Below are 22266 nucleotides of genomic sequence, written 5' to 3' on the forward strand. Positions count from 1 at the left end.
GACTGTTCAGCTTGGCTCGGAAATCAGTTTTACAAGAGCGCCCACAGGTCGCTATCGATGCGTACAAACCGCTCTTTGAGGTGGGTATGCACATCCAAAATCGCCCGGTTGTAATAGTGCGGAGCAATTTCGCGGGTAAACAGCTCAAGAATTTCCGCCGCTTCGAACGAACCCAGGTCCAGTTCGAAACGGTCTTCCATGAACCGCTGAATCTTGCGATTGGCCTCGTTCTCCTGTTCGGGAGTAAGGGTCAGGATCGGCGGTTTGGATTTCTTGGCAGCCATTTACCAGCGACCGTCCCACGCGGCGAAGTTCTGCAGCAATTGCAGGCCATGGGTATGGCTCTTCTCCGGATGGAACTGCACGGCGAAACGCGAACCATCGGCCAGCGCCGCAGCGAAATCGACGCCGTAATGACCGCCACCGACCACCTGCCGCGCGTTGGCGGCAGCGATGTAGTAGCTGTGCACGAAGTAGAAACGCGCCATGTCCGGAATGTCATGCCACAGCGGGTGGCTGACTTTCTGCTTCACTTCGTTCCAGCCCATGTGCGGGACTTTCAGGTGTTCGCCGTCTTCATGCAGGTCTTTGCCGAAGAACTTCACCGCGCCAGGGAACAGGCCGATGCAATCGACGCCATCGTTCTCTTCGCTGGTGTCGAGCAAGGCTTGCATGCCGACACAGATGCCAAGAAACGGACGATCCTGACTGACTTCACGCACCAGCGAGTCGAAACCGAGGCGACGGATCTCCGCCATGCAATCGCGAATCGCGCCAACACCGGGGAACACCACGCGGTCAGCTTCGCGAATCACCGCAGCATCGCTGGTGATCAGCACCTTGCCGGCGCCGACGTGCTCAAGGGCCTTGGCCACCGAGTGCAGGTTACCCATGCCGTAATCGATAACTGCAACCGTCTGCATTACAGAACGCCTTTGGTCGATGGCATCTGTCCGGCCATGCGCTCATCCAGCTCGACAGCCATGCGCAGCGCGCGGCCGAAAGCCTTGAACACGGTTTCGATCTGGTGGTGGGTGTTGGTGCCACGCAGGTTGTCGATGTGCAGGCTGACCAGTGCGTGGTTGACGAAGCCCTGGAAGAATTCCTGGAACAGGTCAACGTCGAAGCCGCCGACGGTGGCGCGGGTGTACGGCACGTGCATCTGCAGGCCTGGACGACCGGAGAAGTCGATCACCACGCGCGACAGCGCTTCATCGAGCGGCACGTAGGCATGACCGTAGCGACGGATGCCTTTTTTGTCGCCAATGGCTTTGGCAAATGCCTGGCCGAGGGTGATACCGACGTCTTCCACCGTATGGTGGTCGTCGATATGCAGATCGCCCTTGCATTCAATATCCAGGTCGATCAACCCATGACGGGCGATCTGATCCAGCATGTGCTCAAGAAAAGGAACACCGATATCGAATCGGGCCTTTCCGGTGCCATCAAGGTTGATCGAGGCTTTGATCTGGGTTTCCAGAGTGTCGCGCTCGACAGAAGCCTTACGTTCGGCCATCACCAGCTCCGCAAAATCATTGGGCGAAAAAGGCAGCCATTATAGGCACGCGGGGCCGAAACAGAAACACGAGAGGTGAGATGGCTGACGGATAGAACCCCCGGCTGTCGCGGGTAGACATGTCCATACAAGCCATTACAGGCAGCGCAAAAACAACTGTAGGAGTGAGCCTGCTCGCGATGAGGGCCTGGCAATCAACATTTCTGTGACTGTCAGACCGCTATCGCGAGCAGTCTCACTCCTACAGGAGTACTGCTTTTTTACTTAGTGAAACAGTACTGCCGTCTTCTGCAGGGTCACCCACACACCCCACGCCAACGGAATACCCACCACTAGCCACGCAGCGATCGCCAGCGGCTTGCTGCCCGGCGCGGCTTTCCACTCCAGAACGGTGCTGGCGTCAGCACCCTTGTCGTGGCCCAGCGCCTGTTCGGCCGCCAGTTCAGAGTCGGTCATGAAGTACTTGTCGGCCACCGGACGCACCATCAGGTTGCACAGGAAGCCCAACACCAGCAGGCCGGCGAGGATGTACAAGGTGATGTCGTAAGCGGCAGCGCGTTCAACGCCGATGCTCAGCTGATATTCACGCAGGTAGTTCACCAACACCGGACCGAGCACGCCAGCCGCAGCCCAAGCCGTCAGCAGACGACCGTGGATCGCACCAACCATCTGCGTACCGAACAGGTCAGCCAGGTACGCCGGAACAGTGGCAAAACCGCCGCCGTACATCGACAGAATGATGCAGAACGCCGCCACGAACAGTGCAACGTTGCCCAAATGACCCATGTTCGGAATCAGCGCGTACAAGGCAAAACCCAGGGCGAAGAATACGAAGTAGGTGTTTTTGCGCCCCAGGTAGTCCGAGAACGAGGCCCAGAAGAAGCGGCCACCGATGTTGAACAGGCTCAGCAGACCGGTGAAACCGGCAGCGATCGCGGCAATCGAAGCCAGTTGCCCGGCGTCCAGTTGACCGAACGGCACATCAACACCCAGCAGCTTGCCGCCGAACACTTCCTGCAGCAGTGGCGAAGCCATGCCAAGGATGCCGATACCGGCAGAAACGTTCAGGCACAGCACCAGCCAGACCAGACGGAATTGCGGGGTTTTCCACGCCACATTCACGTGCACGTGGCGGTTGGTGATCATTGCGTTCGCGGCTTTCTTCGCCGGAGCGGTCCAGCCTTCCGGTTTCCAGCCGGTTGGCGGCACGCGGTAGGCCAGTGCGCCACCGATCATGAACACAAAGTAGATCGCCGCCATGGCCACGAAGCTCTGCCAGACGCCAACACCTTCAGCCGAGCCGAAGTGGCTCATCAGTGCGGTCGCCAGCGGTGCACCGACCATTGCGCCGCCACCGAAGCCCATGATTGCCATGCCGGTGGCCATGCCGCGCTTGTCCGGGAACCACTTGATCAGGGTCGATACGGGCGAGATATAGCCCAGCCCCAGACCGATACCGCCGATCACGCCGGAGCCGATCCACATCAGCCAGATCTGATGGGTATAGATACCCAGCGCCGAGATCAGCAGACCGCCGCACCAGCACAGAGCCGATACAACGCCGGCCTTGCGTGGCCCGGCGTGTTCCAGCCAGCCACCCCAGATCGCTGCCGAGCAGCCGAGGAAGATGAAGAACAGCGTGTAGATCCAGCCGAGCATCGAGATCGGCCAGTCGCAGTTCGACGAAAATACCTGTGCGATGAAGCTCATGTCCGGTGCACAAGCCACTGGAGCAGTAACGCCCAGCGCCTTGGACAGCGGCAACCAGAACACCGAGAAGCCGTAGGCCATGCCGATGCACAGGTGGATGGCCAGAGCGGCCGGTGGAACCAGCCAACGGTTGAAACCGGGTTTGGCGATGATGCGTTCCTTGGACAGGAACGCGGGCTGATCGGCTTTGAGGCCGTCCGCCGTGATGCTCGTGCTCATTGTGTATCCCCCAATTATTAGTATGGTTCGCCAGCCACTGTTCACCCTCGGACTTATGCACGCAGGCATGACCGTTTTTTAAGGTGAAGCTCCTTGAAGGCGCGACGTTAAGTCGCAGAAGGACGGACGAACGGGCGAAGGTTACCATTTGCACGTGACAGAAAAACCAAACTGATATCACCTTTTTTAGGTCATCTGTTCTCTACACCTGTGTAGGAGCTGCCGAAGGCTGCGATCTTTTGACGTTGTTTTGCAAAAACAGGATCAAAAGATCGCAGCCTTCGGCAGCTCCTACACCGGGTGCATTTTTTACGGGGTTACCATGCCGGTTATCGTTCAAACGCTTGAAGACGCCAGTTATCAGGATCAGCAGGATCTGCAGAAGATCTATCGTGATGCACCCGAATGGCTGTTTTCGCCGTTTTCCGGGGACGTCGATCTGATCGAAAGTGCGTTGGCGGAAGGAAGTTTTATTGCCGGACGTTTCAACGACCGTCTGCTCGGCGCCGCGTGCCTGCAAAGGCACCGCGACGTCTGGTACCTGTCCCATTTGTGTGTACGAAAAGTTACTCGTCGCCGTGGGGTTACCGAGCGGATGGTGAACCAAGCGCGGAAAATGGCGTCGCAAGCGGGGGCCGAACTGCGCCTGCGGGCACCCGCCGGGCACCTTGAAGCTCAGGCAATCGCCGCCCGGTTACAGGTGCCGCTGGAAGTCCTGACGACATGACGCCACACCGAACCGGGCCGTTGCAGCGCTATACTCCCCGGCTAAATTACGAATTCGACTAACTACAAGGACTCGCCCATGAAAGCGTTCGGCAAAATCCTGGGTCTGGTACTTCTCGGGCTGTTGCTGATCATTGTGGCGGCAGGTTTTGCCCTGACCCACCTCTTCGATCCCAACGATTACAAAGACGAGATCCGCCAGATAGCCCGCGACAAGGCCCACATCGAGCTGACGCTCAATGGCGATATCGGCTGGAGCCTGTTCCCGTGGCTCGGCCTGGAATTGCACGAAGCCAGCGTTGCCACCCTGGTCAAACCTGCCGAACCGTTCGCCGATCTGCAGATGCTCGGCCTGTCCGTGCGCGTGCTGCCGCTGTTGCGCCGCGAGGTGCAGATGAGCGACGTGCGCGTCGAAGGCCTGAACCTGCGCCTGAACCGCGACAAGGACGGTCATGGCAACTGGGAAGACATCGGCAAGGTGCCCGTCCCGGCGGGTGCAACGCCACCAGCCGCTACGCCGGGCCAACCGGCCAGCGAAGCCCCTGTTGCGGTGGAAAAACCGCCACAGCCGATCCGCCTCGACATCGACAGCCTGACCGTCAACAACGCCCGCGTTGAATACAACGACGAGCAGACCGGCAAGCAGTTCAGCGCCGAAAGCATCCAGTTGAGCACCGGCCCGGTACACGATTCGACCAATATTCCGGTGAAAGCCACCGCGTTTCTCGGCACCAACCAGCCGGTGCTGCGCGTGCGCACCGAGCTCACAGGCGAGCTGCGCATCGAGCGCGCCCTGCAGCGCTACAAGCTCGAAGACATGAAGCTTTCCGGCGAACTGGCAGGCGATCCGCTGCAAGGCAAGACCATGACCTTCTCGGCTCAAGGCCAATTATTGCTGGATAAAGCGGCAAACATCGCCGAATGGACCGGCATCAAGATCTCTGCCAATCAGTTGCGCGCCTTGGGCGAACTGAAAGCCAACGACCTCGACAAAACCCCGCAGATCAGCGGCGGCATCTCCATCGCCCAGTTCGATCTGGCGAAGTTCGTCGACAGCATCGGCCAGAAACTCCCGGCCATGGGCGACGGCAGCCTGAGCAAAGTCGAACTGGTCAGCCGCGTTGCCGCCACGCCAAGCAGCATCGCCTTCGACAACATCAACCTGAAACTCGACGACAGTAGCTTCAGCGGTCGCATCGCCGTCGAAGATTTCGCCAAACAATCGCTGCGTGCGGTGCTCAAGGCTGACACGTTCAACGTCGACCGCTACCTGCCGCCGAAGTCGGAAAAAGCAGCGAATGCCACGCAAGTGCGTCAGGCCGAAGTGGCCAGCACCGAGGCCGATGCCATGGCGGGCGCCGGCTCCACACCGCTGCCGGACAAACCGAGCAAAACCGCCTGGAGCACCGAGCGCTTGTTGCCGGTCGAGCGCCTGGCCAAACTCGATGTTGATGCCGACCTGACCTTCGGCCAGTTGACCCTCGACAAGCTGCCGATCCAGAACGCCGCATTGAAAGCCACCGGCCAGGGCGGCCTGCTGACCCTGACCAACCTGAGCGGTGAGCTGTACAACGGTGGTTTCGAGGCCAAGGGCACTCTCGATGTGCGCCCAAGCGCGCCGGTGCTGAATTTGCAGACCAAGCTCAACCGTGTGCCGGCGGAAAAAATCCTCGAAAGCCAAGGCAAAAACCCGCCGGTCAAAGGCTTGGTGACCCTCACCAGCAACGTGACCAGCAGCGGCAATAGCCAGCAAGCGCTGATCGACACCCTCAACGGCAACGCCAGTTTCGTGATCAACAACGGCGTGCTGCTCAACGCCAACCTTGAACAGCAACTGTGCAAAGGCATCGCCACGCTCAACCGGAAAACCCTCAGCGGCGAGCCACGCGGCAAGGACACACCGTTCCAGGAGCTGAAAGGCAACCTCACCTTGCGCAACGGCGTCGCCAGCAACCCGGACCTGAAAGTGCGCATCCCCGGCATGACCGTCAACGGTGATGGCGACATCGACCTGCGCGTGCTCGGCATGGACTATCGCGTCGGCATCATTGTCGAAGGCGACACCAGCGCCATGCCCGACCCGGCGTGTCAGGTCGGCGATAAGTTCGTCGGCGTCGAGTGGCCGCTGCGCTGCCGTGGTCCACTGGAGCTGGGCGCCAAGGCTTGCCGCGTCGACAATGATCGCCTCGGTCAAGTCGCGACCAAACTCGCCGGCGACAAGCTCAGTGAAAAAATCGACGAGAAACTCGGTGACAAGGTCAGCCCGGAATTGAAAAACGCATTGAAGGGGCTGTTCAAGCGATGAGAGCGGAGCAGTTTTCCACGGCGGTGCTGGATTGGTTCGACCGCCACGGCCGCCACGATTTGCCTTGGCAGCAGGACATCAACCCGTACCGGGTGTGGGTGTCGGAGATCATGTTGCAGCAGACTCAGGTCAGCACCGTGCTCAATTACTTCGACCGCTTCATGGCCGCACTGCCGACGGTCGAAGCGCTGGCCGAAGCGCCGGAAGACGAAGTGCTGCACCTGTGGACCGGCCTGGGTTACTACACCCGTGCGCGCAATTTGCAGAAGACCGCGAAGATCGTCGTCAGCCAGTACGGCGGCGAGTTTCCCCGTGACGTCGAAAAGCTTACGGATCTGCCGGGCATTGGTCTGTCCACTGCCGGCGCCATCGCCAGCATCAGCATGGGCCTGCGTGCGCCAATCCTCGACGGCAACGTCAAACGCGTTTTGGCGCGCTTTACTGCGCAAGAGGGCTACCCCGGCGAGCCGAAGGTCGCCAAACAGCTGTGGGCCAATGCAGAGCGCTTCACGCCGCATGATCGGGTCAACGCCTACACCCAGGCGATGATGGATCTTGGCGCCACGCTCTGCACGCGCAGCAAGCCGAGTTGCCTGCTGTGTCCGCTGGAGCGTGGTTGCGAGGCGCATATGCTCGGCCTGGAGACGCGCTACCCGATCCCCAAGCCGCGCAAAGCCATCCCGCAGAAACGCACGCTGATGCCGATGCTGGCCAACGGCGACGGTGCGATTCTGCTTTACCGTCGCCCCTCCAGCGGTTTGTGGGGCGGTTTGTGGAGCCTGCCGGAACTCGACGACCTCGGCGACCTGCAGCATCTTGCCGATCAGCACGCGCTGACCATGGGCGAGCAGCAGGCGCTGCCGAGTCTTGTCCACACGTTCAGCCATTTCCAGCTGTCCATCGAACCCTGGCTGGTTCAGGTACAGGAGGCCGCCCATCACGTGGCCGAGGCCGACTGGCTCTGGTATAACCTCGCCACCCCGCCGCGCCTGGGCCTCGCCGCCCCGGTCAAAACCTTGCTCGAACGCGCGGCCGCCGTCTTGAATGCAGGAGAGTCGCCATGACCCGCACCGTAATGTGCCGCAAGTACAAAGAAGAACTGCCAGGCCTGGAACGCCCTCCGTACCCGGGCGCCAAAGGTCAGGACATTTTCGAACACGTCTCCGCCAAGGCCTGGGCCGACTGGCAGAAACACCAGACCCTGCTGATCAACGAAAAGCGTCTGAACATGATGAACGCCGAAGATCGCAAATTTCTTCAGGGCGAAATGGACAAGTACTTCTCCGGCGAGGAATACGCGCAAGCCGAAGGCTACGTTCCACCTGCAGAGTAAACCCTGCAAAATCGGGGGTCGGATCGTAAGCGACGGAATTAATTTAAGAAATTTTAAAAAAGTCGTTGACGTAAATCCGAAAAACCCTTTTAATGCGCCCCGTTGCCCAGATAGCTCAGTCGGTAGAGCAGGGGATTGAAAATCCCCGTGTCGGCGGTTCGATTCCGTCTCTGGGCACCAAATACCGAAAACCCTGAATCGCAAGATTCAGGGTTTTTTTATGCCTGCGATTTGATCATCCGCTCCAATCCCCCGCCACGCCCTCCCCTCTTCAGACCCCATCCCCATCGGGTGTACTGGAAAAAACCGAAAATCTGTATCTCTCACTGCGCCAGGAATATCGCCAGTATTTGCTCAGCCCTGGCGAACCATTTCTGGCTCTACCTTGCGCGCCACCACCCTCTGGATGTCTTCCCGACACCAGAACGCAAAACATGATTTTTTTAATAGATCGGCGTCCACCGCAAGGTCACCTCCCGTCCAGCTAAAAAATCCAAAAACCACCCCAACGGGCGAACGGCAACGACTGCTTTTCAAACACCCCAGGACTGATGCTGGCGACTGATTGCGCCCGGCATAAACGAGCGAAACGGACGACGTATGATCAAACAACTTATCAATGAAGATAGTTATGTGCAGATCGAGGATCTTTGCAGCGCAAGGATTCAATTGAAGATCGAAGGACTGAATCCTGCCGGATCCATCAAGCTCAAAACCGCTCATGCGATCATTACCGACCTGGAAGGTCGCGGATTGATCAACCGCAATACCCGTCTGATCGAATCTTCATCAGGCAACCTCGGCGTGGCGCTGGCCATGGTGTGCGCCGCCAAGGGCTACAAGTTCGTCTGCGTGATCGATCCGAATATTTCTGCGCCGAACAGAAAGCTGATGCACGCCCTAGGTGCCGAGATGCTCATGGTTGATCAGCGCGACGAAAACGGCGGGTACCTGAATTCGCGGATTCGTCTGATCGAGCAACTGGTCGCCGACAACGCCGACTACATCTGGCTCAATCAATACAAGAACCCGATCAACCCTCTGGCGCACTACCAGGCCACAGCCAAGTCGATTGCCCACAAGTTTCCCCACGTGGACTACCTCTTCGTCGGCGCTGGCACGACCGGCACGCTGATGGGCTGCAAGAACTACTTCGCCGAACATCGCCCGCACACCAAAGTCATCGCCGTCGACACCGTCGGCTCGGTCACATTCGGCTTGCCTGGCGGTACGCGCCATATTCCGGGGCTTGGCACCAGTCGTCGTCCGGAAATCTTCGAGCCTGCCGGCATCCACGATTTCCTGTCCATCCCGGAGGAGCAGACGATCAAGGTCTGCCGTTGGCTGGCACAACGTTACGGCCTGCTTTTCGGTGGTTCCACCGGCACGGTCCTCGCCGGTGTTCAGCAATGGGCGCACCACATCCGCCCCGACGATGTGGTCGTGGCGATCTCACCGGACATGGGTGAGCGCTACCTCGAAACCATCTACTCCGACGACTGGGTCACCCAACGCATCGGCGCTACCGCACTGCACCCCCTCTTCCCAGAAATCGCTCTGGCACTTTCGGCGTAATCCCTCATGACCACACAATCATCGCTTCGACCATTCCACGTCATTCCTGGCGCAGCCATCAAAAACATTCTCGACGAGCTTCGTCAGGAAGCCATCGAGATCGTTGCCCAGACGTACCTGACCCACGAACGTGGCGAAACCGTTAACCCCGACAGTTATTTCCTGCGCTTTGCGGCGCAGCCGGCGAACCGGATCATTGCCTTGCCGGCTGCAATCATCGACGGCGAGGGCGATCAATCAGTCTCCGGAATCAAGTGGATCGCCAGTTATCCGGACAATATCAAGTCAGGTATCCCGCGCGCGTCTGCGGTGCTGATCCTCAATGATCCAGACACCGGATATCCGTACGCGCTGCTCGAAGGTGCGCTGATCAGCGCCGTCAGAACCGCCGCGTCTGCAGTGCTCGGAGCCTGGTGGCTGAACGGCCGGAACAAGCGCGCGCCGCGGCTTTCGATCATTGGCGGCGGCGTGATTGCACGCAATATCCTCGAGACGTTCTTCAGCGATGACTGGTCGTTCGACCGCGTGGAAATTCACGATCTCAACGCCGAATCAGCCCAGGCGCTGGCGACATTCGGCGAACAACTCGGATTGCCGGATGTACAGCAGGTTTCGCTGGAAGAGGCGCTGAGCGCTGACGTTGTGGTTTTCGCCACCAGCGCCGGCGAACCCTACGTCAACGGCAAAGGCACATTCCGCGCGGGCCAGATTGTGCTGAACATCTCGCTACGGGATATCGGCGCGGAAATCATCGAGGAAAGTTACAACTATTTCGATGACATCACCCACTGTCTGAAAGCCAATACCTCGCCACACCTGGCTGAACAGAAATACGGTCACCGTGATTTCGTCACCGGCACCGTTGCGCAGCTGATTCGCGGCGACCTGCATGTCGCTCGCGACAAACCGTTGATATATTCGCCGTTCGGCATGGGCATTCTCGATCTGGCGATTGGCCGGATGATTCATGACATCGCGGTCAAAGAAGGCTCGGCTGTCGCGATTCCATCCTTTTTCGGGGAGGAGCGCAGATGGTGAAGGCTCCTCTGCATATCGGCCTGGTCGGCTGTGGATCGCGCGGGCTGTCGATTTTCGAACGCCTGCTGAGCCTCGCCGAAGAGCGCCCGGATCAGCCGCTGATCATCGACATTTTTGATCCCAATGTACTCGGCAGCGGTGCGCACTGGCCGGATCAACCCGATTACCTGCTGCTCAATACCGTTGCCGGACAACTGGGCGTGTTTCCCGATGTGCCAGCGCTGGGAAATCTTCAGGATGCACGAGAACGGCCAGGTCCGGACTTCCTCGCCTGGTGCCTGCAGCAGCGCATCAAGGTCGATCCCGAGAGTGGCCTGCTGGCCCAAGAGGGACGAGACGTCGAGCCGCAGGATTTCCTGCCGAGGCACTTGCTCGGCGCTTATCTGGCGGACGCCTTCGAGCAAATTCTCGCGACGGCGCCGCACTGGGTCACTGTGCACTTGCATCACCAGACCGTTACGGCGGTGGAGGCCCTTGAGGGCCATCAATACGTGTTGCGCACGACCTCAGGTACGTCGGCGACCGTTGATCGACTGATCCTGACCGTCGGCCATACAGGCCGTGTACGTCCGGCCGATCCTGAGCGCATCGAAGACGTCTATCCGTTGCCACACAGCCTCGCCAGCATCGAGCCCGGCGAAACCGTGCTGATCGAAGGCCTCGGGCTTGGCGCAATGGATACACTGGCGGCACTGACCGCTGGCAGGGGCGGCAAGTACAAGCCGATGGCAGACGCCAGTCACGTGTATCACCCTTCTGGCCAGGAGCCGGTGATCTACATTCAATCACGCGACGGTCTGCCGTTTCGCACCCGACCCAACGGCCTGATCGATTTTGCCCGGCATCAGGCGGTACTGCTGACGAGTGCGCGCATCGAAGACCTGCGTGCGCATGCAAAGAACCGCCAGCTGGATTTCGAGCAAGACATTTTGCCGATCATGCTGCTGGAGATGCGTGCCGCCGCTGTCGCCGTCCTGCACGCCAAAGCAATACCCGAACAGCATCACCAGGTACTCGACCGCCTCAGGGAGGTCAGCGTCCCTGGAAGCGCGGGCATAGCCGCTTGCGAAGCGCGGCTGCGCGAATACGAAGAGAGTGTCGGGTCGATCAATCCGCAAGCACTGATCTGGCATGCGCTGCCCGACAGCGTGACCCCGCACAACTATCACTCGTGGATCTATCACGCGCTCGAAGCCGACTTGCACGAGGCGCGGCTTGGGCGCGGTGAATCGGCAATCAAGGCAGCCATTGAAGTCTGGCGCGACCTGCGTGACCGGCTGCGTCAAGCCGTTGATTTTGACGGGCTGACCGACGCCTCGCACCGCCAGTTCTATGGCCGTTGGCACAAGGCGATCAACCGCCTCGTCGCCGGCCCGCAGAAAGAGCGTCACGCCGACCTGCTCGCACTGTGTGACGCCGGTCTGCTGACGTTTCTCAAGCCAGGCACGCAACCTGCGACTGCGCATTACCGCCGGGTCGCCGGCTATGTCCAGGGCAGCGGGGTGAGCAACAGCGATTGCGCGCCGGTACGCGATCTGGCCCGCCTCGGTTTCATCCGCCCGCGCACCGACGAACCCGGCATCGACGGCATTGATGTCGACGCTGCCTGCCATCCCAGGTCGAGCCTGGGTGAGCCGGTACGCAACATCTGGGTACTCGGCCCGCTTGCCGAAGGCTCCTGCTACTACAACCACTACGTCACCTCGGCCGGCGCGCCTTCGCGTCTGTTCATGGACGCGCATCGCGCGGCCACCGCAATCCTTGAGGCAGGTACCCCAGCATGAAACTTTTCTACCAGACGCATTCGCCTTACGCCCGCAAGGTGCTGGTGCTCGCTCATGAACTCGGGATCGCTGCGGACCTTGAGGTAATTCACCACGAGACCAGCCCGACCTCGCCAAACGCAGTCATCTACAACGCCAATCCCTTGGGCAAGGTCCCGGTGCTGATCCTCCCCGACGAGACGGCACTCTTCGACTCCATCGTGATTTGTGAATACCTCGACGACCTGAGCCGAGGTTCGAAATTCATCCCGCCAAGCGGCCCCGAGCGCTACAAGGCGTTGCGTCTGCAGGCATTGGCGCAGGGCATGTGCGATGTCGGCATCAAGCTGCGCTGGGAAGTTGAGCGTCGTCCGCAAGCCTTGCGCTATCCGGCCTACGCCGAGGGCCAGGCCTACAAACTCAAAGAGGCCTACCGCTTCATCGAAGAGCACGTCGACCTCAATGGCCCGATCACCATCGGCCACATTGCCTTGGCGACGGCACTCGACTGGATCGCCTTTCGCGAGTTGTCGGATTTTTCCGCGCAGCAGCGCCTGACCGAGTGGTATCAGACTTTTTGTGAGCGTGCGTCCATGCGGGCGACCGAGTACAGCGGGCAGACTCACGATTAAGTTAAGGGAAACTGTGTATGACTTCGCTCTTGTTGCAATTGTCGCCGATCGGTCTGGTGATCGCGCTGATACTCATCGTCCGCCGGCCACCGGTACAAGCCGCACTGGCGGGCGTGGCGCTGGTGTTCCTGTTATGGGCACTGGGGGCTGCCGGACCGGTGTCGGCAGCAATCACCACGGCTATTTTCCAGGACACCACGATCCTGTTTCTCAGCACCGCGTGCGTAATCGTGCCGGGACTGGCGTTCGTCATATTGGTCGAACGCGGCGGTGCACCTCAGGCCATCGGCGCCTGGGTCAAGGAACTCGGCTGGACACCGCCGGCACAAGTCATCTTCATCGTCCTCGGCCTCGCGCCGCTGCTTGAAGCGATGACCGGTTTTGGCGTCTCGCTGATTGCGACAGTGCCGCTGTTGATGGGCCTGTTCACCCGTCAGTCGGGGATGAAAATCGCCCTCGCCGGGATGGTCATCATGCCGTGGGGCACGTTGGGCCTGGCGACGGTGATCGGTGCGTTGCTGGCGCACTTGCCTGCGGAAACACTTGGTAGCCATTCGGCTCTGATCAGCGCCCCGGTGTTCCTCTGCCTGGCCGCCATCGCTCTGTGGCAAGCCGGTATCCGCACCGTGGCACCGTGGCTCGGGCTGATGGTGGTCACCGCGCTGTTCATCGCCGTGCTGTTTTCCATCAACCTGTGGATCGGGCCGGAAGTTTCCGGCGTGCTGGCCGGCCTCGCCGTTGCCTGCATCGGCCTGGGCATTTCCTTTGCGCAGCGCAAAAAGCTGGTGCGCTGGCCGAGCGCGGCATGGCCGTATCTGGCCTTGCTGGGCGTTATTGTCGCCTCGCGCGGGCTGTTTGTACTGTCGGGATGGGATGCACTGTGGATCGTCAAAGGCGAGCATGTTTCGTGGAAGCCTTTGGCGTCCCCTGGCCTGGCGCTGCTGATCGTCACTCTGCTGATGGCCGTCAGGCAAGCCACGGCGACGGGCTTCCCATGGCGCGCACTGTTTAACCGGGCAAAGTTTCCGGTCACGACGATTTTCCTGTTTCTGCTGCTGTCGCAGGTGATGGTCAACGCCGGATTTCTGGTCGAAGCACAGCGCACACTGCAATCGTTGTCGGGAATTTCCCTGGCGCCGACGATTGCACTGCTGGCGGGTATTGCCGGTTATGTCACCGGCTCCAACGTGGGCGGCAACACCCTCGTCATGCCGTCGATTGCGGCATTGACCAGTGAGCACGGCCCATGGCTGGCCGCGATGGTCAACAGTGCGGCCGGGCATGGTGCGCTGGGGTCTTTATCGATTCTGTCGCTGATCACCGGGCTGGCAGGTGCCAACCGACATGAAGAAAACGGACTGATTCGATTCGCTTTCGGCCTGGTTGCGCTGAACATCGTCATTGTTGCTGCAACGGGGATGGTTTTACTCTATTTTCTCTGAATTGTTTCCAGGAATGACCAAGAGAACTTATGGACAGGTTTGATCTACCGGACAAGCGCTGGCGAATCGTCAAGGACTGGATTATTCGTCAGATCGAAAGTGGTGAATGGGCAGCCGAATCCAAGCTGCCGTCGATCCGGTCTCTGGCCCGAATGTTCGAAACCAGCATCACCACCGTCCAGCGCGCGTTGGCTGACCTGGAAGCCGATGCCTACGTTTCCACCATCGCGCGCGTCGGCTATTTCGTTTCCGCGGCCGGTCGGGCCAAACCGGCCAGCGGTTTCGACCTCTCCAGCGTCACTGTCAACGTCAACCATGCCGTGGTCGCGATGCTCTCCCAAGCAGCCTCGCGCACCACGGCGTCATTGAGTTCGGCGGTGCTGCACAGCGATCTGACGCCGCACGTGCTATTGAACAAATGCCTTTCGGTGATGGCCGGCAAGGCCGACAACTCTCTGACCGGTCTGGTGGCACCGCCCGGCCTTCCAGCCTTACGTCGGCGCATTGCCGGGCTGATGCTGACGCGCGGTGTCGTTTGCGGGCCAGACGATATCCTCGTGACCTCGGGCGACACCGTCGCGCTTGAACTGGCACTCGAAGCCGTCGCGACGAAAGGCTCGACAGTGGCCATCGAAACACCGACCTACTACGGCATCCTGCAGACCATCGAACGGCTGGGCATGCGTGCCCTGCCGATTCGCACCCACGGCACACTGGGCATCGACGTCGATCACCTCGAAGAAGCCCTGAAGCAGAAAAAAGTCTCAGTGATTTTTCTCAATCCCACCCTGCAGAATCCCCGCGGCTTCATCATGCCCGATGAGACCCGGGCACGGCTTTCGCAAATTGCCCGCGAAGCGGATGTGCCGATCATCGAAGACGATATTTTCTTTGATCTGGTGCCTGAAGGAGAACGTCCGCGCGCGATCAAAAGCTACGACAGCAGCGGGCAGACGATTTACTGCTCATCATTTTCGAAAACGGTCGCGCCGGGTTACCGCGTCGGCTGGTGCGTCGCCGGGAAATACCGCGAGGCGATTCTTGCGCAAATGTTCTCGCGCAATCTGGCAGTTTCGAGCCTCGCGCAAAATGTCCTGAACGAATTCATAGGGCGTGGCTACATGGAGGAGCATTGCGCTCGGCTGAGGTCGCAATTGTCGTCGCTGACGAACCATGTCGAAACGCTGGTACGCAACGACTTCCCCTGTGCAACCGTCTACGTGCCGCCGCGCGGAGGGTTCATCCACTGGATCAAGCTGCCCGCACATACGGACATGTCGGCACTCGAACGCCTGGCCGGTGAGCGCGGTTGTCATGTGGCCGGCAGTGGGATCTTTTTCGCCGATGGGCAGCCATCCACCGGCCTGCGCATCTGCCTGGGTACGACCCTGTCACCGGCGGTGATGCAGATACTGCGAGTGATTGCCGAATGCGCGCACCTCGCCACAGGACCATCGAATGTACGGTTGAAACTGGCTGACTCGCGCGAGGAACCTGTGCTTCCCTAGCGGAAGAGGGCTAATCCTGCAATGAACCAGAAACGAACCCGCGTGCCACTGCCCCATCCGCCGCCGTATCGGCCAAGCCGCGTGACTTACTGGCTGACCCTGCTCGTTGTCGTACTGATGGCCTTCGCCATCGGCGCATCGATCTGGATGCTGGTCGACAGCTGGATCACCGGCTCCATCACCACCAATAATCGCGGCCCTCGCAGCACCTACACCCTGGCCCTGCAACCTCGACAGTTCAAGGCAGAGTTCCTCAAGCAAAGCATCGGCACCGTGTTCATGGTGCTGATGGGGCTGTTCGGGCTTTGGATTTATTGCAAGGTGCAGGAGCCATTGGCCACCCCCAAAGGCAAGCGCACAAAGCGATAAGCAAAGGCCGCATTCAGAGAGTGTTGGCGTAATCGACTGGCAGCAAGACCCTGTCCAGAACCGCTGTGACTGCAATATCGCTATTGCTCGCCATCCCAATGAAACACCAGATTGCGCGCCGCACCGCTGCCAACATCCCGGGCTCTGGCAGAGCCCAACCGTTACGCCTGTTAGATTTTGCATATCGGGTGGGGTTTTAGATTGATTGGAAGTTGGCGGGTGTACGAAATGGACTACAGACCAATACCGTCAATTGCGTCTTTCATCGGCAACGTCCTGCAACACCCATCGCTGCTTCCTGCGAACTTTGCCGTCTGTCCCGACATACGCAAACGGCGACGGTTGGCATGCTTTTACGTCTGTTCCCAATGACGCGGAAGTCCCGATGAACCAGCTGAAACCTGCTGATACGCAAGACCCGAAAATTGATTCATTGCTGGGGGAGCTAGGCGAATTGATTCGTCAGGCGCGGCAAAAAGTGCTGCGAGCGGTTGATACGATTCAAGTGCAGACCTGCTGGCAGATCGGCAGGCATATCGTCGAATTTGAGCAGAATGGTGCCCAGCGTGCTGGCTATGGCAAACAGCTGATTGGCCTGCTGGCGAAGGATCTGACTGGGCAGTTCGGGAAAGGCTTTGATGAAACCAATTTGTGGAAGATGCGCCTGTTTTATCAAAAATTTCCAATTCGAGACGCACTGCGTCCTGAATTGAGCTGGACCCACTATCGCCGGCTACTGCGGGTCGAAAGCGAAAAAGCACGCCATTGGTATATGGATGAATGCGCCAACCTGAACTGGTCAAGCCGCGCCCTCGATCGACAGATCCTGACGCTCTACTACGAGCGGCTGCTCATGAGTCGAGACAAAGCCGATGTGATCGAAGAAGCCACCACCAATATCGAAGCGCTGAAATGCAGCCCGCGCGAGTTCATTCGCGACCCGGTCATGCTCGAGTTTCTCGGCCTGCCGTCAGCGGGCAAGGTCAGGGAAAGTGGTCTGGAACAAGCCCTCATCGACCACCTGCAGGGTTTTCTCCTTGAACTGGGCAAAGGCTTTTCCTTCGTCGCTCGGCAACAACGCATCAGTACCGACGGCGTCGATCTGTACATCGATCTGGTGTTCTACAACTACCTGCTCAAATGCTTTGTGATCATTGACCTTAAACGCGGCAAGCTCAGCGCCCGCGATGTCGGGCAGATGGACATGTATGTGCGCATGTACGACGAACTCAAGCGCAGCGAGGGCGACCAGCCGACCGTCGGGATCATTCTTTGCGCGGAGAGCAGTGAGTCGGTGGCGCGCTACTCGATGCTCAAGGGCAACGAACAACTGTTCGCCAGCAGCTACAAAACGATCTTGCCAAGTGAGGAAGAATTACGCGCAGAGCTCAATCGCGAACAGGCCTTGATCGAGGAACGCCTGCTGACTGAATCCACTGAATGAATTCTGCGGTTTGTTGCGGGGCGGCACTGCGGCTATCGTTGGCAGCTTAACCGTCAAGGTCGAGTGCGATGAGTTGTCAGGACACGCCCGCTATGCAGGACATGCCGTCAAGATCAGCAACTCTGACGGACGCGCAAGGTAAACCCTTCAAGGAAGCCGCCGCCGACGGTTTTGCCTTGGGTGGTTTCACCTGGTGCCATTCGCTGCACGATACCCAGCGTCCGGTGGTCATCATCAACGCGGCGACATCTGTGCGCTGCCGTCACTACTCGCGATTCGCAGCATATCTGTTCGCCAATGGCTTTGACGTGATCACCTATGACTATCGCGGCATTGGCGAATCACGACACGGCTCAATCAGAGGGCTGGATGCTTCGTGGACAGACTGGGGCGCCCTGGATTTCGAAGCGATGCTCAAACGCGCGCACCGGGCGTTTCCCGGCCAGCCGATTGATGTGGTCGGTCACAGTTTCGGTGGTTGTGCGGCGGGGTTGGCAGAGTCCGGGCGAGATATCCGACGGCTGGTCACTGTCGGCGCACAATTCGCCTACTGGCGCGATTACGCCCCCGAACATCGCTGGCGGATGTTCGGCAAATGGCATCTGCTGATGCCGTTGATGACGCTGCTCTGCGGTTATTTTCCCGGCAAACGTTTCGGCTGGCTGGAGGACACGCCAATCGGCGTCGTGCGCGACTGGAGCACCCCTGCCGCGCGTTACGAACGGCGCCCCAGCGGTCGCGCATTGCTGAAAAGAGCCGGCGCCCTGCCCTTCGCCAACGTCAGCGCGCAGACCCTGGCCATCAGCATCAGTGATGATCCGTACGGCACGATTGCCGCCATCGAACGCCTGCTCGGCTACTTCAGCATCGCGCGAAAAACCCACCTGCGCATCACCCCACAGGACATCGGCGAACAACAAGTCGGACATTTCGGCTTTTTTCGCAGCGCATACCAAGCCACACTATGGCCCATCGCTCTGACCTGGCTGCAAACCGGCACACTGGCCCCCGACACACCCGGGCGGCAAGTCCCGCGCAGCTGAGCCTCTCTCAACGCACGACGGAACACATCATGGCCTCCGCCAACAAGCAGCAAAAACGCGCCACCCGGGCCAAAGCCAAGGCCAAGCAAAACCGCACCAAACGCGCCGAAGCCCCGGTCGAGCTGGACCCGAACGATGATCGTATCGACTTCGAGTCGGTGGACCTCACCGAGCTGTTCAAAAAGATGATCGACGCCGAGAAGATCAGCCAGCAGGCCCTGTGCACTGCGTTCCTCGAAGATCCGCTGCTGGAACTGGTCTATGAACAGGAAGGCGAAGAGGGCGCGATGGACTTCATCCTCGCCGCGCTGATCGAGTATCGTCAGTGGTCACAGGAAACCGACGAGGCCGGCGCGCTGGCGTGGATCGAATCCCCGGCCTTCCAGGCCGACTATGTGGCGGCGTCCGACGCGATCGCCGCGCAAACCCAACAGAAGAACTGAGTTCCCATGGCATCCCTGAACAAGCAACAGAAACGCGCCAAGCGCGCCAAGGCCAAAGCCAAGCAAATCCGTATGGTCGGCCGCAAGCCGCTGGAGCAGGACGAAGACCTCGATCACCTCGCCGAGCCGATCCCGGAATACACCCTGGCGATGTTCAGCAAAATGCGCGACGCCGAAGCCATCAGCCGCAACGAAATGCTGCTGACGCTACTGCGGGAACTGGCGTTCATCATCGTCGATCATCCTGACCTGCTCGATATGGAAAACGCTGAAAACGAAGGCATGGCCGCCACCCACCTGGCCGCCGACATGTTGATCGACTACCGCATGTGGGCCGAAGGCGTAACGATCGAAGAGGCCCAGGCCTGGCTGAGCGAGCCACAGTTCATCACCGATTTCGGGATAGCGCTGGATACTTACAGTAAATCGGTAGACGACAGCGAAGCGAAAGCCGAATAACGCCTGGCGTTAATTCCGGGCGCAAAAAAAACGGGCGCAATCAGTGATGATTGCGCCCGTTTTTTTAAGCCGGATTTTCGCTATCAGATAGCCGCTGCTTCCAGCCGCGGGATCTCCATACCGATTTTCGAGCTAACGTAATTCAGGTCGCCACTGGCAATGGATTGAGCCTTGTAACCGGCGCCGATCAAGTCACGTACGTACAGTTTGTTGTAGATGAACATGAATACGATATTGCTGAAGCCGAAGGTCATGCAGGCCAGGACAAACATGATCGCGGCCCATTTGATGTCACCACGGAACAGCGGCGGCAGGAAACTGAAGAAAAACACAGTCCACGAAAAGCCGATCGGCGCTTCTTTCATCGCACCGGTATTAGGGTTTTTGAATACAACCGATGTAAACGCCATGCATGTCTCTCCTTGATGCCCTGATGGGGGTCGCTGAATGGCCGGGCCAATTCGACTCAGCTTCTACTGCGTGCCGCTCTTGAAAAGTCGGCAACAGAAAATGCACCGAGGCTGACGCGCACGATGAGGAGCAGGCTGGAAAGGGTCGACGGCTTTGGCTGCAAGGCGGGGGCGTGACGAACAATCCGTGTCCTGAAACTCCAATGCACCCGTAACACCGGGATACACATTTACGGAGAAGGCTACTATCTCGCCATCACTGTGTCCATCACAGCATGCCTGGATCGATTTGAGGAATGCCCAATGAAAACGACCGCGATCATCTCTGATCGCGGTCGCCTGGCCTCACGTCCAGGAAAGCAGATTGAATTACCGTGCCACGGCAACACTGAGCTTTTCCTGACGACGTCGGCGTGCCACCAGCAGACCGGTCGCCACCACCATCAGACTCAGCAGGCCAGTCGCGAGGATCTCAACGCGATGCGCTTCCTGGAACAGCATGATGGTCAGGGCCGCGATGATGAAAATGATCACCGCGTAGGTCAGGCCCGGGAACAGCCACATGCTGAAGACGATCTTCTCACCACGGGCCATACGCTGTTTACGCATGCGCAGTTGCGAGAAGGCGATCACCAGGTACACCAGCAGGGCGATGGCGCCGGAGCTCGCCAGGAGGAATTCGAACACCGCAGCCGGTGCCACGTAGTTGGCGAAGGTGCACAGGAACGCCGCGCCAGTCGACAGCATGACCGCCCAGTAAGGCGTGCCGCTTTTGTTGGTGCGGGTCGACATGGCCGGAGCATCGCCACGCTTGCCGAGGGAGAAGAGCATGCGCGACGAGGTGTACAGCGCCGAGTTCAGGCAGCTGGTCACCGCGACAAGAACCACGATGTCGACAATCATTTTCGCGTTCGGGATGCCCATGCGCTCAAGCACGGTCTGGTAGGAACCGAGGTTGGCCAGCGTAGGATCGTTCCATGGCACCAAGGCGACAACGATGAAGATCGAGACGAGGTAGAACAAACCGATCCGCCAGATCACCGAGTTGGTGGCCTTGGAGATTTGCTTGCCCGGGTTCTTCGATTCCGCAGCCGCAATAGTGACGATTTCGGTACCCATGAAGGAGAACATGGTGGTCAGGATTGCACCCAGCACCGCGCCCATGCCGTTTGGCAGGAAGCCGCCGCTGTCGAACAGGTGCGACACGCCGCTGACCTGGCTGTTCGGCAGGAAGCCGAAAATCGCGGCCAGACCGAGGGCGATGAAGCCAATGATCGCCAACACTTTGATCAGGGCAAACCAGAATTCGAATTCGCCGTAATTCTTTACGCTGAACAGATTGGTGATGGTCAGCAGCATGGTGATGACCAAGGCAAAGGCCCAGATATCCACACCCGGGAACCACGCGTGCAGGATGGTGGCGGCGGCGTTGGCTTCCAGTGGAATCACCAATACCCAGAACCACCAGTACAGCCAGCCAATGGTGAAGCCAGCCCAGTGTCCGATGGCACGGTCGGCGTAAGTCGAGAACGAACCGGTGTCCGGCGAGGCAACAGCCATTTCGCCGAGCATGCGCATCACCAACACCACCAGGGTACCGGCGGCGGCATAAGCCAACAGCACGGCAGGGCCGGCGGCAGCGATGGCGTGGCCGGAGCCAACGAACAGACCGGCGCCGATGACACCGGCGATCGACAACATGGTCACATGACGCGGTTTGAGCCCCTGTTCGAGGCCATTGGAGCTTGGGGTACTGCTCATCGAAACTACCTTTGCGAGGAAAGCGATTGCGTCCGGCCCGTCTGGTATTTCCTTCTCGTAAAAAGAATCCAACGGGGCGTTCCTTATTCTGCACGCAATAATTGCGCCAAAATATTTCAAAACGTTCTGGGCTGGGGTCTTGCACGCGACCGGACGGTCATCGCAAGTCCTTGAGATTAATGGCTATTCGCCAGAGCGTTACCCTGCGACTCACTTTCAGGACGAATGCGCGCACCAGAAACACACTGAAAAAGTGTGGGGCGCACAATAAAAGGGCGAATCCTGTACGTTCGGCCGGATAGCGCTTCCAACACCCCGCCAAAGCTGGCAACATCGCGCCTTTTTTTACGCGACACCCGCGGGTTTACATGATCAAACACCCGTTCGGTTGTTGATGGGGCGACAGTCTGCTGCGCCGATGCGACAACCTGCCACATGCCACCCGTTTACCGCTCGTAGCGCTGTTGGCTGCCATTGAAACGCTATGCTAGCTTGGCCGCCTCGCCAGGACGGCCATCCAACAGCTGGAGCGCAACATAGATGAGGAACGCACATGGCTGAGGCCACGCC

Annotated in this window: 21 protein-coding genes and 1 tRNA gene; 16 read left to right on the top strand and 6 right to left on the bottom strand. The window is 59.3% G+C overall.

Annotated features, from left to right (window positions below; all coding sequences use genetic code 11):
• Positions 1-29: 29 nt before the first annotated feature.
• The 4 genes from ACIPIZ_RS07425 to ACIPIZ_RS07440 all read right to left on the bottom strand — a co-directional run bounded on the left by ACIPIZ_RS07425 (position 30) and on the right by ACIPIZ_RS07440 (position 3445).
• Positions 30-284, bottom strand: a complete 255-nt coding sequence (locus ACIPIZ_RS07425; protein ID WP_401164806.1) for a DUF2164 domain-containing protein — start codon at positions 282-284, stop codon at positions 30-32.
• Complete coding sequence (gene hisH / locus ACIPIZ_RS07430) at positions 285-923, bottom strand: imidazole glycerol phosphate synthase subunit HisH (protein WP_007909206.1); 639 nt, start codon at positions 921-923, stop codon at positions 285-287.
• The gene (gene hisB / locus ACIPIZ_RS07435; RefSeq protein WP_007909204.1) at positions 923-1516 is read right to left on the bottom strand and encodes an imidazoleglycerol-phosphate dehydratase HisB; all 594 of its coding nucleotides are present in this window, start codon (positions 1514-1516) and stop codon (positions 923-925) included. The genes hisH and hisB overlap by 1 nt, the downstream gene beginning before the upstream one ends.
• Before the next feature lie 264 nt (positions 1517-1780).
• Positions 1781-3445 (bottom strand): OFA family MFS transporter, encoded by a 1665-nt coding sequence (locus ACIPIZ_RS07440; protein ID WP_122661136.1) that lies wholly within the window; start codon positions 3443-3445, stop codon positions 1781-1783.
• A 322-nt stretch (positions 3446-3767) separates the two neighbouring features.
• Here ACIPIZ_RS07440 and ACIPIZ_RS07445 point away from each other — a divergent pair, with 322 nt between their 5' ends.
• The 16 genes from ACIPIZ_RS07445 to ACIPIZ_RS07520 all read left to right on the top strand — a co-directional run bounded on the left by ACIPIZ_RS07445 (position 3768) and on the right by ACIPIZ_RS07520 (position 19525).
• A complete protein-coding gene (locus ACIPIZ_RS07445) occupies positions 3768-4172 on the top strand; it encodes an acetyl-CoA sensor PanZ family protein (protein WP_401164809.1) in 405 nt (134 codons plus the stop codon).
• Positions 4173-4250: 78 nt separating this feature from the next.
• Positions 4251-6476 (top strand): AsmA family protein, encoded by a 2226-nt coding sequence (locus tag ACIPIZ_RS07450; RefSeq protein ID WP_401164810.1) that lies wholly within the window; start codon positions 4251-4253, stop codon positions 6474-6476.
• Complete coding sequence (gene mutY / locus ACIPIZ_RS07455; protein ID WP_105706098.1) at positions 6473-7540, top strand: A/G-specific adenine glycosylase; 1068 nt, start codon at positions 6473-6475, stop codon at positions 7538-7540. Before ACIPIZ_RS07450 ends, mutY begins: the two co-directional genes overlap by 4 nt.
• A complete protein-coding gene (locus ACIPIZ_RS07460) occupies positions 7537-7809 on the top strand; it encodes an oxidative damage protection protein (RefSeq protein WP_064388926.1) in 273 nt (90 codons plus the stop codon). The genes mutY and ACIPIZ_RS07460 overlap by 4 nt, the downstream gene beginning before the upstream one ends.
• 104 nt (positions 7810-7913) lie before the next feature.
• A tRNA-Phe gene (locus ACIPIZ_RS07465) sits at positions 7914-7989 on the top strand.
• Positions 7990-8409: 420 nt separating this feature from the next.
• Positions 8410-9384 (top strand): 2,3-diaminopropionate biosynthesis protein SbnA, encoded by a 975-nt coding sequence (gene sbnA, locus ACIPIZ_RS07470; protein ID WP_371920130.1) that lies wholly within the window; start codon positions 8410-8412, stop codon positions 9382-9384.
• 6 nt (positions 9385-9390) lie between these two features.
• Complete coding sequence (gene sbnB, locus ACIPIZ_RS07475) at positions 9391-10422, top strand: 2,3-diaminopropionate biosynthesis protein SbnB (protein ID WP_371920131.1); 1032 nt, start codon at positions 9391-9393, stop codon at positions 10420-10422.
• Positions 10416-12206 (top strand): FAD/NAD(P)-binding protein, encoded by a 1791-nt coding sequence (locus tag ACIPIZ_RS07480; protein WP_401164813.1) that lies wholly within the window; start codon positions 10416-10418, stop codon positions 12204-12206. Before sbnB ends, ACIPIZ_RS07480 begins: the two co-directional genes overlap by 7 nt.
• Complete coding sequence (locus ACIPIZ_RS07485; RefSeq protein WP_064388931.1) at positions 12203-12817, top strand: glutathione S-transferase family protein; 615 nt, start codon at positions 12203-12205, stop codon at positions 12815-12817. The genes ACIPIZ_RS07480 and ACIPIZ_RS07485 overlap by 4 nt, the downstream gene beginning before the upstream one ends.
• A gap of 17 nt (positions 12818-12834) precedes the next feature.
• Positions 12835-14259 carry an L-lactate permease gene (locus tag ACIPIZ_RS07490; protein WP_064388932.1) on the top strand — a complete coding sequence of 475 codons (1425 nt, stop codon included), beginning with the start codon at positions 12835-12837 and terminating at the stop codon, positions 14257-14259.
• A gap of 29 nt (positions 14260-14288) precedes the next feature.
• Complete coding sequence (locus ACIPIZ_RS07495; RefSeq protein WP_064388933.1) at positions 14289-15767, top strand: PLP-dependent aminotransferase family protein; 1479 nt, start codon at positions 14289-14291, stop codon at positions 15765-15767.
• Positions 15768-15788: 21 nt separating this feature from the next.
• Positions 15789-16136 carry a hypothetical protein gene (locus ACIPIZ_RS07500; protein ID WP_253480847.1) on the top strand — a complete coding sequence of 116 codons (348 nt, stop codon included), beginning with the start codon at positions 15789-15791 and terminating at the stop codon, positions 16134-16136.
• Between the two features lie 385 nt (positions 16137-16521).
• On the top strand, positions 16522-17580 hold the full coding sequence (locus ACIPIZ_RS07505) for a YhcG family protein (protein ID WP_064388935.1): 1059 nt from the start codon (positions 16522-16524) through the stop codon (positions 17578-17580).
• A gap of 68 nt (positions 17581-17648) precedes the next feature.
• A complete protein-coding gene (locus ACIPIZ_RS07510; protein ID WP_401164816.1) occupies positions 17649-18623 on the top strand; it encodes an alpha/beta fold hydrolase in 975 nt (324 codons plus the stop codon).
• Between the two features lie 29 nt (positions 18624-18652).
• Positions 18653-19066 (top strand): hypothetical protein, encoded by a 414-nt coding sequence (locus ACIPIZ_RS07515; RefSeq protein ID WP_008080543.1) that lies wholly within the window; start codon positions 18653-18655, stop codon positions 19064-19066.
• A 6-nt stretch (positions 19067-19072) separates the two neighbouring features.
• Positions 19073-19525, top strand: coding sequence for a hypothetical protein (locus ACIPIZ_RS07520; protein ID WP_064388938.1), 453 nt, complete (start codon positions 19073-19075; stop codon positions 19523-19525).
• 83 nt (positions 19526-19608) lie between these two features.
• On the opposite strand, the gene ACIPIZ_RS07525 is transcribed toward ACIPIZ_RS07520, so the two are convergent.
• Positions 19609-19935: a hypothetical protein gene (locus ACIPIZ_RS07525; protein ID WP_064388939.1), complete on the bottom strand. Its 327-nt coding sequence runs from the start codon at positions 19933-19935 to the stop codon at positions 19609-19611.
• Between the two features lie 369 nt (positions 19936-20304).
• On the bottom strand, positions 20305-21696 hold the full coding sequence (gabP, locus tag ACIPIZ_RS07530; protein WP_122855580.1) for a GABA permease: 1392 nt from the start codon (positions 21694-21696) through the stop codon (positions 20305-20307).
• Positions 21697-22266: the final 570 nt, after the last annotated feature.

It is taken from the genome of Pseudomonas sp. NPDC087690 (genome assembly GCF_044743175.1).
Classification (GTDB): Bacteria; Pseudomonadota; Gammaproteobacteria; order Pseudomonadales; family Pseudomonadaceae; genus Aquipseudomonas.